This window comes from Caballeronia sp. LjRoot31 (genome assembly GCF_964253885.1).
In the GTDB taxonomy this organism is placed as follows: Bacteria; Pseudomonadota; Gammaproteobacteria; order Burkholderiales; family Burkholderiaceae; genus Caballeronia.
On record NZ_CAXURX020000004.1, the window covers coordinates 24,306 to 37,489 of the forward strand.

General features: G+C 59.4%; 14 protein-coding genes. All 14 read left to right on the forward strand.

Annotation, left to right across the window (positions count from 1 at the left end):
- Positions 1 to 437: 437 nt before the first annotated feature.
- The 14 genes from ACSQ8V_RS38100 to ACSQ8V_RS38165 all read left to right on the forward strand — a co-directional run bounded on the left by ACSQ8V_RS38100 (position 438) and on the right by ACSQ8V_RS38165 (position 13,146).
- Entirely contained in the window at positions 438 to 845 is a 408-nt protein-coding gene (locus ACSQ8V_RS38100; RefSeq protein WP_436209305.1) for a hypothetical protein, read from the forward strand.
- Positions 842 to 1,120 (forward strand): type IV conjugative transfer system protein TraL, encoded by a 279-nt coding sequence (gene traL / locus ACSQ8V_RS38105; protein ID WP_165989604.1) that lies wholly within the window; start codon positions 842 to 844, stop codon positions 1,118 to 1,120. The genes ACSQ8V_RS38100 and traL overlap by 4 nt, the downstream gene beginning before the upstream one ends.
- A complete protein-coding gene (locus tag ACSQ8V_RS38110) occupies positions 1,117 to 1,998 on the forward strand; it encodes a TraE/TraK family type IV conjugative transfer system protein (RefSeq protein ID WP_436209306.1) in 882 nt (293 codons plus the stop codon). Before traL ends, ACSQ8V_RS38110 begins: the two co-directional genes overlap by 4 nt.
- A gap of 76 nt (positions 1,999 to 2,074) precedes the next feature.
- Positions 2,075 to 3,178 carry a hypothetical protein gene (locus ACSQ8V_RS38115; protein WP_436209307.1) on the forward strand — a complete coding sequence of 368 codons (1,104 nt, stop codon included), beginning with the start codon at positions 2,075 to 2,077 and terminating at the stop codon, positions 3,176 to 3,178.
- Positions 3,179 to 3,180: 2 nt separating this feature from the next.
- Entirely contained in the window at positions 3,181 to 4,479 is a 1,299-nt protein-coding gene (locus ACSQ8V_RS38120) for a TrbI/VirB10 family protein (RefSeq protein ID WP_436209308.1), read from the forward strand.
- 153 nt (positions 4,480 to 4,632) lie between these two features.
- Positions 4,633 to 5,067: a TraV family lipoprotein gene (locus ACSQ8V_RS38125; protein WP_436209309.1), complete on the forward strand. Its 435-nt coding sequence runs from the start codon at positions 4,633 to 4,635 to the stop codon at positions 5,065 to 5,067.
- Positions 5,068 to 5,154: 87 nt separating this feature from the next.
- Positions 5,155 to 5,478, forward strand: coding sequence for a TrbC/VirB2 family protein (locus tag ACSQ8V_RS38130; RefSeq protein ID WP_051888007.1), 324 nt, complete (start codon positions 5,155 to 5,157; stop codon positions 5,476 to 5,478).
- A gap of 165 nt (positions 5,479 to 5,643) precedes the next feature.
- Positions 5,644 to 8,070, forward strand: coding sequence for a TraC family protein (locus tag ACSQ8V_RS38135; protein ID WP_436209310.1), 2,427 nt, complete (start codon positions 5,644 to 5,646; stop codon positions 8,068 to 8,070).
- Positions 8,067 to 8,774, forward strand: a complete 708-nt coding sequence (locus ACSQ8V_RS38140) for a hypothetical protein (RefSeq protein ID WP_436209311.1) — start codon at positions 8,067 to 8,069, stop codon at positions 8,772 to 8,774. The genes ACSQ8V_RS38135 and ACSQ8V_RS38140 overlap by 4 nt, the downstream gene beginning before the upstream one ends.
- A complete protein-coding gene (lepB, locus tag ACSQ8V_RS38145) occupies positions 8,764 to 9,279 on the forward strand; it encodes a signal peptidase I (RefSeq protein ID WP_436209312.1) in 516 nt (171 codons plus the stop codon). Before ACSQ8V_RS38140 ends, lepB begins: the two co-directional genes overlap by 11 nt.
- The gene (locus ACSQ8V_RS38150) at positions 9,242 to 10,414 is read left to right on the forward strand and encodes a TrbC family F-type conjugative pilus assembly protein (protein WP_436209313.1); all 1,173 of its coding nucleotides are present in this window, start codon (positions 9,242 to 9,244) and stop codon (positions 10,412 to 10,414) included. Before lepB ends, ACSQ8V_RS38150 begins: the two co-directional genes overlap by 38 nt.
- Before the next feature lie 3 nt (positions 10,415 to 10,417).
- The gene (locus ACSQ8V_RS38155) at positions 10,418 to 11,572 is read left to right on the forward strand and encodes a TraU family protein (protein ID WP_436209314.1); all 1,155 of its coding nucleotides are present in this window, start codon (positions 10,418 to 10,420) and stop codon (positions 11,570 to 11,572) included.
- Between the two features lie 22 nt (positions 11,573 to 11,594).
- Positions 11,595 to 12,173 (forward strand): hypothetical protein, encoded by a 579-nt coding sequence (locus tag ACSQ8V_RS38160; RefSeq protein WP_436209315.1) that lies wholly within the window; start codon positions 11,595 to 11,597, stop codon positions 12,171 to 12,173.
- On the forward strand, positions 12,163 to 13,146 hold the full coding sequence (locus tag ACSQ8V_RS38165; protein WP_436209316.1) for a tetratricopeptide repeat protein: 984 nt from the start codon (positions 12,163 to 12,165) through the stop codon (positions 13,144 to 13,146). Before ACSQ8V_RS38160 ends, ACSQ8V_RS38165 begins: the two co-directional genes overlap by 11 nt.
- Positions 13,147 to 13,184: the final 38 nt, after the last annotated feature.

Sequence of the window (13,184 nt, forward strand, 5' to 3'; positions counted from 1 at the left end):
CTGTCCTCGCATGTTGAAGCGATATCGCGCGAGCAACCGCAAACGCCACAAGCAGATTCGCACGCAGCTGCCGCGGACTCAGCAAGCGCGCCCTGGGAGTTCACGCCGGGCCCGACGCCAGCGCGGTGCGACAGTTGGCAGGTTCGTAGCCCCTTCCGCGCTGCGTTCCTATCCACGCTCTCGCTAAGCGCCTGGCCCCTGCATTTTGGCGCATGCACGCCCGTATCCTCCATTGCCGAGGACGGGTGGACTCCAGCAACGCTTCGACTCGTTTTTCCGCATGCGAAGAACGCATTTATTCACCTCAGGATAATTATTTACCTCATGGAGATTTTGCTACTCTGGCGAATCATCAAGCCATTGCGGGCAATACGGAATTTGCGCGGGAGCAGATCTTGAGGGGCTTTTACAAACAGGCAAATGCGCGGATGAAGCACATGCAGCGCGCCATTTCGTCATCCAGTCGCAACCTCCTCGCGGCGGTCGCGACAACATGGCTGCTCGGAGGGTGCGCGCCGGAGCATGCGCCCGAGCCGTATGTCGCCAAACGCGGCTGGCTGGGCGTTGAAACGCGTTCGACCGGTTCAGATTACGCGAGCCTCGGTACGGCGCAGGAGCCCGTTATCACGGCTCAACCCGTCAAACCGGTTCCGCCGGATGGGTGGGAGATCGATCAGCCCGAACCCATGGTTGTTTCCGCGCCGCTCGATCTTGACGACGAGCCCGTGCTCAAGACAGCACCGATAGTCACCAAACACAGTCGTTCGCGGCACAAGGTGAAGCCGGCGCTGACGAAATCCGTCGCGCCGCTTTGTCGTCCATCAAATTCCAGGAGTGCACCGTGATCGAGCGCGACATCCCTCAGATGATCGATAACCCACCGCAGATCGTGTTCTGGGAGACCGACGACCTGTTGCCCGTGCTGCTCGCAATGGGCTTCGGCGTAATTATGAACGGCTTCACGACCTCCGTTCTCGCCGGACTTGCGCTCAGCGTCGTCTACATACGCTACAAGCGCAACATGCTGCCGGGCACACTTCACCACATGGGTTACTGGTACGGCCTCATGTCTCTCAACAGAATCTTTACCAATGGGCTGGCCAGGGAATTCATCCAATGAAGATGCCTCGCCTCTTTCAAACCTGGGACGGCACGCGCAACGCGAACTACTGGCTCGCCGCCTCGATTGGCGGGCTCGTTCTGGCCAACCTGGTGCTCACATTCAAGATCGCGTCTATGCATGAGCGACTCGTGGAACAGCCGCCCAACATGACTGCCGAATACTCCGTTGCCTGGGATAGTGCGTCATCCAACTTCTATGAGTCGTGGGGTCTGTACGTCGCGAGTGCCGTTGGATCGGTGACGCCGCAAACCGCACATTTCGTCGCGGACCATCTGGCATTCATCGTTGATGCGACGATTTACCCGGCTGTGCGCGACCAGATCTATGCGATCGCCGATGATCCGGCGTACACGACGAGCGGCGCCTTGAACGTATTCGTCCCTCATAACACGGCCTGGGAGGCGTCCACCCACAAGGTGTTCATCGAAGGAACGCTCAACACGACTGCGTATAAGAGCACGGCTCAACCCGTGGCTCAACTACCTGTTACCTACGAGTTGACCATGCACATGGTTGCGGGTCTGCCGAAAATCACGGGTTTCACTTCGTACGTGGGTCCCGCCCGCACTCTGCAATGGCAGAAAACTCATCCGGCAGCTACGTCGAACACAACAGTCAGAGATCGTCTGCATCCCAATATCGCACCTCAGGCCGATGACATCCGGGGCGCTCTTGAAAGCGGACAGGGTCGCGTAAATCCGACCGAAGGCCCAGGCACCGCGCCAAGTCACCGTACCGGCACTAACGCGGGTATCTCCCAGCCGGTTCCGGCAGGTGGGCTTCCGGCGGCTAGTCGCGACTCGGGGCCTGCACCTGCGTTACCCGTCACGCCGACTGGGCGCGATCCTGCCAACGAATCAACCGGAAGCCTATAAGGGATCGACCGTGCATACGCTATCCCCATCTATCAAGCAGCCTGTCGGTCGTCGGCGCATAAGGAGCTTCCGGCGCGTGCCCGTGGCCCGGGCCATCGCCTTGCTCACTATCGCTCTCGCCGCGACCTCCGCTACAGTATTCGCGCAGGACAGTGGCGTTGTGCAGAACGTTCACATCGAGATGGATCCACCGGCCGGGACAACACCTGACATGTCTGCCCAACCCGCCGCCGCTACGGCTGCGGTGCAGCCACGCCAGGCCGCAGTCGCTCCGGGCAATCAGACGTTGCCGCCCATACTCACGCGAGCCGACATCTCCCGGCTTGTGAATTCCCTCAAGAGCGGCCAAACGAGCGACGCGCCGACCTACGGCCTCGGTCCTGGCGAAGAAGTCGTGCAGAGTCCAGCGCGGGCCGCCCCGACGGTTCCGACAGTCAATCTCCCGCCGCAAACCCCGCGCGTTGTGCCACATGGGCACTTTCCTGCACCGCCAAATCCGACGGTGGATCAGATGCCGGGGGAGGACCCTGCCGTACTGCACGTACGGCACGGCGTGACCGCGGACTTTCAGGTCTCAAGCACGCAGCCAAACATGGTGGTAACGCCCTTCACGACCCCGAAGGTCATCGCCAAGAAAGTTGGGGGTGAGGATCCTTCAGGCTCACGGGTCCTGGGTACGGATGTTTTCTTTTCGCCGAAGGAAGAGACCACCGTTTTCGTAAAGGATGCTGCGGTAGCAAACTCGCCCGTTGTGTCCCTTCACCTGCTGCCCGCGAAGATCGCCGGCCGTTCCGTCACGCTTGTACTCGATGGCGCCATTCCCGAGAGAAGCAACATCCCTCAATCCGCAGGCGAAGACTCGAGCTATGTTGGTGGCATCACGGCCGCCATGAAACAGGCGGTACTTGGCCAGATACCGGACGGCTACACGCAGGCGCCGCTCGATGCGCCGATGGCCATCTCGGGACCCATCAAGGCCAGCCCTGTCGGCCGGTATGCAGGCTCTGACGCAGACATTTATCGATACCGCCTGACCAACGCAGGAACGGAATCCGTCACGCTGTCTGAAGAGGCGTTTGGCAGCGAGCACGTGCTTGCGGTCACCATCTTTCCGAACCTCGCGGTGCGCCCAGGCGAAACCACGGATGTGTTCATCATGTTCGCCAAACAGGTGATGTGATCATGTTCGACCAGCTCAAACGCAACTGGGCGCTGATGACGCCTGCCCGCCAGAAGCGCGCTGTTGTAGTCGGCACGATCCTCGCGTTCGGTGCGGGCGCGTGGATATTCAGCGTCAAGACGACGCCTCCGAAGCCGCCCAGCGACAAACTCAGCGTGAACGTGGTTGCCCCACCTCAGCGGAATACGGATCTTACCGATGTTAATGCGACCGTTACGGCGATCCAGCGTCAGCTATTGGACATGGACCATCGCCTCCAGTCGCAACAGAATGAGACGGAGCACCGGTTCAGCGCGCTCGAGACGCAGCAACGCGACAATCCCACCAGTTCAGGCGGTCCTGGAGCGTTGACGCACGGCCAGAGCGCGGGCGCTGCTGGAACGAATTCCCAGCTTCCGACTCCAGGAAGCGGCGACGGAATTTCACCTCCTGGATCATCGCCGTTTCCTGGCTCCGGGCAGCCTCGTCTGAACAGCCCATTGCCCGGCGCTGGGCCCGTCGCAGCCTCGCCGATCAGCCCGCCACATGGCAACGGTGATGGCGCGACCGGCTCGAACGACGATCAGCCGGACGGCATTGAAGTCGTGGGGGACACGACCGACACTCCGGCCGCCTCTTCGTCTGCGAGCGGGGCCAGCGTGTCGAAATCCGGAAACACAAAGGCTACTGACGGCCCGCAGATGTTCCTGCCGATGGGAAGCATCACGAGCGGCCTCGCAATCAACGGCGGAGATTTTCCGACGACCCGGGCATCACAGCGAGATCCGGTCCCGATGCTCATTCGGCTCGACAAAGACGCCATCCTCCCCGGCAAGCAACGCGCGTCCGTCAAGGATTGCTTCCTCATGGTCTCCGGGACAGGAGACCTGTCTACTGCCCGGGCCAATCTGCGAGCCGAACGTATGTCTTGCGTACTGAAGGGGGGGCGCGTTGTCGAAGTGGCTGTTGACGGTTACGTCGTCGGTGAAGACGGGAAACCGGGCCTGCGCGGAACCCTTGATGCCAAAGACGGCGCCTTCATTGCAAACGCCATTCGCGTCGCGCTGATAGGTTCGGTCGGCGAAGGCGTTGCGACCTATGTCGCAACCGAAGCATCGGACATCCATAGCAGTGGTGTGAATGTCCAACTTGGAAGCAACAGTAACAACGGCCAGCAAATAGCTGCTCCGATCGGTCAAGCCTTCGCGAACGCCGCCCAGCACTACACCGACCTTGCAAAGGAGATTGTCCCCGTCGTCGAAATCAATCCCCTGCGACAGGTCGATGTGATCCTAACCAAAGGCGTAAGCCTTCCCATTTAAGGACGAAGCGTGCGCTTCCAATCAATTTTGGCCGCCGCGTTGACGGCGACGGCACTGTCCGGCTGTGCATCGATGTTCGGCATCGGCTCCTCTTCACCGTCCTGCCCGGGCGGTCAGGGAATAGGGTGCGTATCCGCGCGCGAAGCTTATTCGATGTCTAACAACCCTGCGGCCGTCGAGGCGGCCGAAGCCAAGGGCTCAGGCAAGGACGTACGCCAAGGTCTCCTTGACCCGCAACCGGTGTCAGCCATTCAGGTCAGCCTGCCCGAACCCGTCCAGCAGTCTATGCCCGTGATGGAACCGGCAAAAATCATGCGACTGTGGATCAACACGTGGCAGGACGATCAGCAGCAACTCCATTTCCCAAGCATCGTCTTCATCGAAGTGACGCCCCGCCGCTGGTCCATTGGCAATAACTCGAACACCTCTCAGGCGAAGACGCTCGTGCCCTACCGGATCGACCCGAGCCCGAATACGGGCGCAGTACTCGTGACCTCTGGGCCTGGTGGAAGCCGGCCTACCCCCGCACGCCCTGTTGCTCGTGCGCAGTCACAGAGTCAGTTGCCAACTACCAACACGAGTAACTGATTTTTAGAAATCTCATAACATACTATTAAATCACAAGGCGATTATCAATTATCATTCGAACCACTTTGAACCTTGCACGGAGCCGAGATGGCCAATCTGAAGGAACGCTGGGCAGATCCGAAATCCCGCAAAAAGCTGTTACTGCAGATTGTCGTAATTCTCGCGGTGTGCCTGGTGGCAGTCCACGCGTTCGCCGGCAGCGACTCGACTTTCGATACGGTCGTCCAGTGGTTGACAGGCGTTCTCAGTGGTTCGGGCGGGAAAATGCTGGCCCTGTTGGGGATTGCGATCGCACTGATTTCTGCGGTTGCCCGCGGGTCGCTCGGCGGCGTGCTGCTGGGTCTCGGCATCACGCTAACCGCTATCTACGGCCCGACCATTCTCACTGGCATGTTCTCGGCCATCTTCTAGCTAGTCCTCGTGACGGATTGCTCCCCGCAATCCGGTCTCTTAACCGCCCATCGGGCGGTTTTTTTTTACCTGAGATTTACCCTTAGTCACAAATAATTATCGTATTGCGATTGGTGATACGCTCGACAAACACATTCGGCAACCTTGACTCAAACTGGACTTCTGATGGGTGCTACCGACCGTATAACTGAAATGCTTGATCGCAACCGACCGGGAGACGCTTTTACCTGTCTTGCTGCCGACGACAATATGTTCTTCTTCGAAGAGGGTGCGCTCGGCGCACTTCTACAGGGTGACTTCATTACTGGTGCGGACATCAACATCCAGAAGATGCTTGAGAACGTGCTCGGCGAACATTACCCGCCTGGCACGTTCATTCAGGACATCCAGATGGCTGTCCCGGATCTGGACGACCAGCTTTCCCCGTACCGGGAAGCGCGTGTACATAGCCCATACGGCAACCGCGTAGCAAAAGTCGCGTGCGATGATCGCGCAAATTTTATCGCTGCTGCTGCCCACCAGCGACTCGCACCGACCTTGACCACACGCGTGCTCGATGCCCGCCACTATGTGGCAATGAAGATCCCGACGCGAGGCATACCCTTCCCCAAGGCATCCGAGATAGCAGAGTTCCGCGAGCTGCGTGACCGCGTGCAGGCGATGTACGAGGCAGCGAAGCTTCCTGTCGAGCCGATCGGTCCCGACGAGTATCTGGCAGTCCTGCGTCGCTACTTCGACATGTATGGAAAGTGGAATCGCTCGTACGATGAAGATAAAACCATTCGTGATCAGATCTTCACTCCCAGCCAGCGTATCAAACAGCTGAAGTCTACGATTCGTGCCGACTCTCCAACCAGCGCGGGGCACGTCCATATCGGATTGATGACGACGGCGAAATACCCCAAAAAAGCCAGCCTGTATCTCATGGACCTGCTGCGCGGAACGCCCGATGGAACCGGCACGCAAATCAGCATGCCATTTGTTCTAACCACAACCGTCCACGTCCCTGAGCAAAGCAAAAAGATTGGTGGAGTGCGAACAAAGTCAGTGCTCATAACTCAGCAGGCGTTCGGCCCCCTACTCAAGTGGGTGCCGCTTCTTGCCGCGAAGAAAAAAGGTTTCGATACTCTGATATCGGCGCTCGACTCCGGGGCCAATGCCGTTGAAGTCAATACCACGCTCGCGCTCTTTAATCGCTCAGCGCGGGATATCAATCGTATGGCGGCGCGACTCAAGTCGTATTTTTCTGGGAAGGACATGCAGATGTCCCTCGAAAAACACATCACGTGGCCGAATTTCTACAACACCCTACCTCTATGCCCTAGCGCTAGGAGCATTGAACGAACGCGCCGGTTCTTCACGATGGGTTCGGTCCATGCGGCGCAGTTCCTGCCCGTGATCGACGAGTGGCGAGGTTACGGTAACGCGATGCTTCTGACCACTCGCCGCGGCCGCCCGTTTGGCTATGACCTTTTTCACGGTCGTAACTCGAACTTCAACTGGCTGCTGACGGCCGACGCCGGCGCGGGAAAGTCGTTTGCCGTGCAGCGCATGTTGCAGGATTACCTCGCGCTCGGCGCGATCGTTCGGATTCTGGACATCCGTCGTTCACACGGAAAGTTCACCAAGGCTCATCACGGCGACTACATCGAATTTACGGACAAGACCCGCGATAGCCTCAACCCTTTTACGAACGTCACTGACATTGACGAAAGTATCGGCGTGCTGCAGGCCCTCCTCTGCAAGATGGCCAATCCGAACGAGCCCACCCGTTCGTCTGAGGCCGTCCGGATCATGTCCTCTATCAAGAGCGTGTGGGCATCGTACGGGCCCGCCATGGAGGTCACTCAGGTCTACCAGTACCTCATGAACCAGGCAAATGACGAAATCAGCCGTGAACTTGCACGCAAGCTCTACCCGTTCACCACTGAAGGTCCTTACGGCGCATGGTTCTCTGGCCCGAACACGCTGCATGCCGACGCGCAGCTGGTCACATTCGAGCTTTTCGAACTGCGATCGCAACCTCACCTGCAACAGGTCATCCAGCAGCTGCTGATGATCCGCTGCGAACAGGACATGTATGCGACGAAGGGGAGCGCGCAGCAAAAAATCCTCGTGATTGAGGAAGGCGGCGACATCATGCCCGACGAACCCTTCGCTCGCTTCATCGCCCAGCTGTACGCGAAGGTCCGCAAAGAAACCGGGTCGATTGGGTTGATTCTTCAGAACCTCACGCAGCTCTACAACAGTCCGCATGGCCCGACCATCGCCGGCACTGCCGCGACGAAATTCATCATGCAGCAGGCATCTGAGTCCATCAACCTGGCTCGCAAAAACGGGTGGATGGATATCGGCGAAGCGGAGGCCGACCTGCTGCGCAGTGTTCACACTATCAAGGGTCGCGGTGGATATTCCGAGATCTACTTCCGGACCGAGAGCGGCTCGGGGATCGCAAGACTTGTTGAATCGCGATTTAACCAGGTGCTCTTCTCATCGGAAGGCGCCGAGAAACACGTGATCCTCGCCGCAGCAGACCGCGGCGACGACGTCATCGAAGCTGTTCATGAATTCATTCGCGGAGAAAGCGCATGAGCGAGAGCTCGCCTAGCCCCGACGTGCCTCAGAACCCGCCCCGGTCCGAACCTACCCTCGGCACGCCGACGTCGAACGATACCCAGCGTGCCCACGACGGTCCCATCGATTCGCGGGCGTCGGGTACGGGCGCCATCGCTGATACCGCGGCTGCGGCCGCCCCATCGGTGCGCGCTGGTCTTTGGGGCATGCTCCGGCTGGTCGCGACCGTCGCGCTGGTATGTACAGGTTTGCTGTTTGGAGGCCGCGCGCTGGTCGCACATATGCCGTCCATTTCGCCACTCGCCTGGTTCAAGTCCTCGACGCCAAATACGGGAAGTGCCACCTGCTACCGCACGATTGATATGAGTCGCCTTACGTCGCTGATGGTGGCAGACCTCTTGACCCGCTCCAACGGAAAATCTGCCGCTGAGGCGCAGGTTTTCTACCGTAGCCAGCTGCAGAAAATGGATGCGACTATCAGCGCGCTTGCCGATAGCTGCCTCTTGGTCCGTCGGGAGGCCATTGTCGCTGCGCCTGCGGGAATTGACGTTAGCGCGCAGGTAGCCGGCGAGCTCGGTCTTGACTGGTCGCGTGCGCAGAAAATCGTTGCGCCCGACGCGCTCCCCGGCGCGACGCCGGCTGCCGCACCGGATAGCGCCACAAGCTCCGTCGGGAGCAATCCCACAAGTCCCTCCATTGGAAGCCCGGCACTTGATAACTAGATTGCCCGCCCGTAACGCTACGCTCATTGCGGCAATACTGGCGTTCGTTCCAGTCGCACTCTTTGGGGCGCGGCCGTCCGCCGATCTGCTGCACCGTCACGGCTACATATTTTTCGACCGTGAAGAAACCGGTTGCCTTCCGTGGGAATGGTACTGGGGAAGCATCGATACAGGTGTGATCCGGCGCGGGGATCTCGTCACCTTCCGAAACGAACAGGCATCCCTGTTTCCGCGGGGTGCACTCATGACCAAGATTGTTGCCGGTGTGCCCGGTGACACGGTGGTGATCGGTCAAGGGGTCATCAGCATTAACGGCCAGATCCTTGGCACGCTCGCGCGGGGTGCGCAGCACTTCTTCAAGCCCGTCAACACGTGGGACACCCGGTACCGCATCCCTGCCGGCCAGTACTTCGTGTTCGGATCCGAATACCGTTCATATGACTCCCGTTACTGGGGACCGATTCGTCATGATCAAATCGTCACTAAAGATACGTTGCTGGATTAGGCAAATCTCAGCGCTGCTCGCTGGAGTCACAGTCATTGCGCAGCTCGCACATGCGCAGTCCGCGGTGACCGGCGCGAACATTCGCGCCGGCGTAGGGGCGACCAGCAACGTTCTGGCGATCGTCCGTGAACAGAACCAGCAGATCCGAGCCGGCGCGCTCAAGGCGCAGTCCGTGTTCGGAGGTCCGACGACGCATGACAACGGGAAAAATCCGGCGACCGAAGCGGTTCTCAAAGCCAAGACTGCGGTCTTCATTTCGATGTCAATGCCCGATCGTGAACTCTCAGCCCTGCTGGACGAAGGCCGCGGGCGGCGTGACGTTGTGTTCTTTCTGCGTGGTCTGGAAGGCAACAACGGGCGCAAGACCAACGAACACATCAAGGCCGTGACGGACTTCAAAAATCGCCTACGCGAGGGCCAGCCTGTCGTTGCAGTTCTTCCCCAGGCATTCGCAAGGTGGGACGTGACGCGAGTGCCCGTCGTGATGCACGAATCAGTTGTTGATCACAAGTGGTATCGCGTCGACGGAGCAATCTCCATCGAATCTGCAACCCGCGATATCGACGCCGGCGTTAAATCTCGCGCTACCGGTATGACGTGGCCCGTGAGCGAGCAGGATCTCGCCGACGTATTCCGCGACCGCATGCAGCACTACGACTGGAAGGCATGGCAAGGTCGAACGGCTGCAAACATGAAGCGCCAGATGAATCTGGGGACCCCGCTTCCGCTCGCACAGCGTGACACACGGTATACCGTTGACCTGAGCGTCACGTTCCCTCAAGACATCCGAGACCAGAAAGGCAATCTGATCATAGCCAAGGGGACACGCTACAACCCACTCGCCAAGTCGGGACTGCCTGGAAGTGCGATTGTCATTATCGACCCAGCCGACGAGCGACAAATCGCGATGGCCCGCACATGGATGCAGCGCTACCCCCACGGACGGTTGCTCGTCACGCACTTCGACGAGGAGGGCCTGAGCACGCTTGTTCAGCAAACCGGGATCAAGCCCATGATGCTCGACAAGATTATTGTCAAGCGCTTCCAGCTCCAGGCCGCTCCAAGTCTGCTGACGGCTGAAAACGGCTTGCTTGTCGTGCAGACGTTCTCACCCCGAGTCGAAGGAGGCATGTAGGCCATGACGCACTTTCTCCGGCTTCTCGCGTTCGTCATCCCATTCTTGCTGCATCCGGCCAGCGTCCAGGCGCAAAGCGTCGCCATGGGTTGCAACGTTGCGTCTCCTTCAGACCTTTACACGAACTTTTGTTACGACTCAATGTTCCCGTTAGTCATAGCGGGCGTAGACGTCATTCCGCCAAACGATGTTGACGCGCCTTATGATGCCGTCCGCCAGACAATCTGCTGGTGCGATGGACCGTTTGATATCCAGATTCCCGGATACCCAGAGGGCACGTGGGTACCTATTTCTGTTATTGAGACCACACGCTCGCCCGGATGCTCGCCGATGCTCGGAGGCCTGAATCTCGGGAGCACACTAGGTGCCGGTCGACGCACGGGTGGCTCCGGAGGAACAGCAGAGTCCGGGTCATTGGCCGAAGGCGGCTTTCGGCAATTCAACCTCTACGACTTCCCTCTGTCCTCTATATTCGCGACCATAGTTGGATCGGGAAGTGCCGATCTCGGAATAAGCGATGACTCGTATATGTCGTCGCTGTTTCTTCCTTTCTGGGACGACGAAGCACTTTCTAATCTGCTGTTTCCTGAAGCGGCTGCTTTCGAAAATCCTGTCGCGATGATCGCCGCGCCGCTTGATTGCGCGGCGGAAATGGCATCGGGCCTCGCAAGTATTGCCGGCGCCGCCGACGACGCAATGTTCTGGTGGATGGGGTGCTGGGGAGCGACATACCCGCTAACCGGCAACTTCGGCAACAAGGACGTCACTACCGGATCGTCGCTTGTTGCTGCCAAGGTCATGTACACGATGAATGCCATGGCAAGGTACGGCGCCGTCAATTCGAAGTACGGCATGACGACTGTCGGGGAAGCGGTGGTGAGCGGCGCCTGCAGTCCCGTTCCTATGCCCGTCATGAACAAGAGCGAATTCAAGATGACGATGATGTTCCCGGTCAGCGAGGCCGGTAACTCGGTCGGGACTGACAGCGATCCTTCCTTGAACGCAGGCTCGATCAATCCGGTCTCGTTCCTTGAAAACCGGTGTGCCCACAGTGTTGGTTCATCTGAATACCTCTGGGGGTTGGGTCGAAAGGTGCCCGGAACCGGTGAGGACGAAGCGTATCTCGTTTGGCGATGGGTAGACCATTGCGAAGAGTGACGGTGACAACAAAGGACATCACATGCGAAAAAAGCTAATCTGGGTGACGCTATTTTCCGGCCTGCCAGTCGCGGCAACACCGGAAAGCGCGGTAGCACAGGTATCAGACGGGTTTTCGGCCGCCGCCGGCGCGTCCGCGTCTGTGACGTCGCAGGCGAGCGGAGCGGGTCAACTGGTCTCCTCCGCCGGTAGCACTCCGGGGAGTACTACCGGTCTTGTCGGCAGCTCGCTGGGCGGTGCGAACGCTGGCAGTACCGGAATGACGAACGCGCCACTCACTTCACCGTATACATCGCAGCAGGAAACAAGTGCCATGCAAAGCGGCGCGGTAAGCGCGGCGAATGCGCTCTCATCCATGGGCCTCCCCGCTGGTTCAACCGTTACACCATGCGCAGCCTGGATTCAGGCCATGCAATCATATGCGACGTCCTACTCCAATGGGGGAGCGGTCAACCCCAAGGCCGCTCAACAGTCATTTCCGAGCATGGCCCAGCTCTGCGCGCCCGCCTCCGATGGCAGCGGCGGAGGTGGTGGTGGGGGGGCATCGGACGGCGCTGACGGTGCAGGTGGTAGCGACGGAGGAAGTGGTGATGGCGACTGAAATGACGGCGATCCAAACGAAGCGGAGATCAGCCCTCTTCACGATTGTCACTCTCCTTGCCATTCCCGCAGGCGCTCGCGCGCAGCTCGCACCCTTTAGCCTCTTCGACAACGGTGAGAAGCGCGCGTACAACCTCTATCGTGCAGCTGCTGCCGGCAGCAACGCCGCTTTCGAAGAGTTGCGTCAACGCGGCAACAACGGGGATCGCTGGGCAGCGTTCCAGTTCGGGTACCTGCACCACGTTGGCAAGGCGCCTGGTGTCGGCAAAGATCTAGCGATTGCGATGAAGGCTTACGGTATCGCGTGCCGCACTGCCGCGGACAAGACGGCCATCACTGGAAACACCCTCGCGGCCTACAACATGGGCCTCATCTACCTGTACGGGGACAATGGCATCTCACCCGACCCCGCGACCGCAGTGAAATGGTTCACCGCGTCGGCAGGGGATGATCAGCACGCGTTTGTCCCGGCTGCCATGAATCTTGCAAACGTCTACGAGCATGGATACCTGAACGTTCAACGAGACCTCGACGAAGCCGCTCGCTGGTACCGCGCTGCGGCCGCGGGCCAGGAGCCCTATGCACTTTACAAGTTTGGCCTTTGCCTGTTGCGTGGGATTGGGATGCAAGCCAACCAGGTCGAAGCGAACCTCAAGCTCACAGCCGCAGCGGATCTGTGGAGCCGGGAGGCGATGTACACCTTGGCCGTTATCCAGAGTTCAGATCCCAACTCTCTGCTCGATCGAAACCCTGTCACTGCAGCACGGTGGCTTCTGATTGCTTCCGAGGGCTACCCTTCGTACGCCCGCGCTGCCCAGGCTGCGATGAATGGGCTCAACCCGAACCAGCAGGATACCGCCCGGCAGAGCGCCCGCTTGTGGTTACAAAGTCACGCCCGTGTGCCGGAACGGGTCGACTATCGGGCGCCCATGAATACTGAACCAAAGTACGGCCTCGGGACCGTTCCTTCCTGACCGGATCGGCCCGCAGGCAAGGCTTTTCCCATAACTCA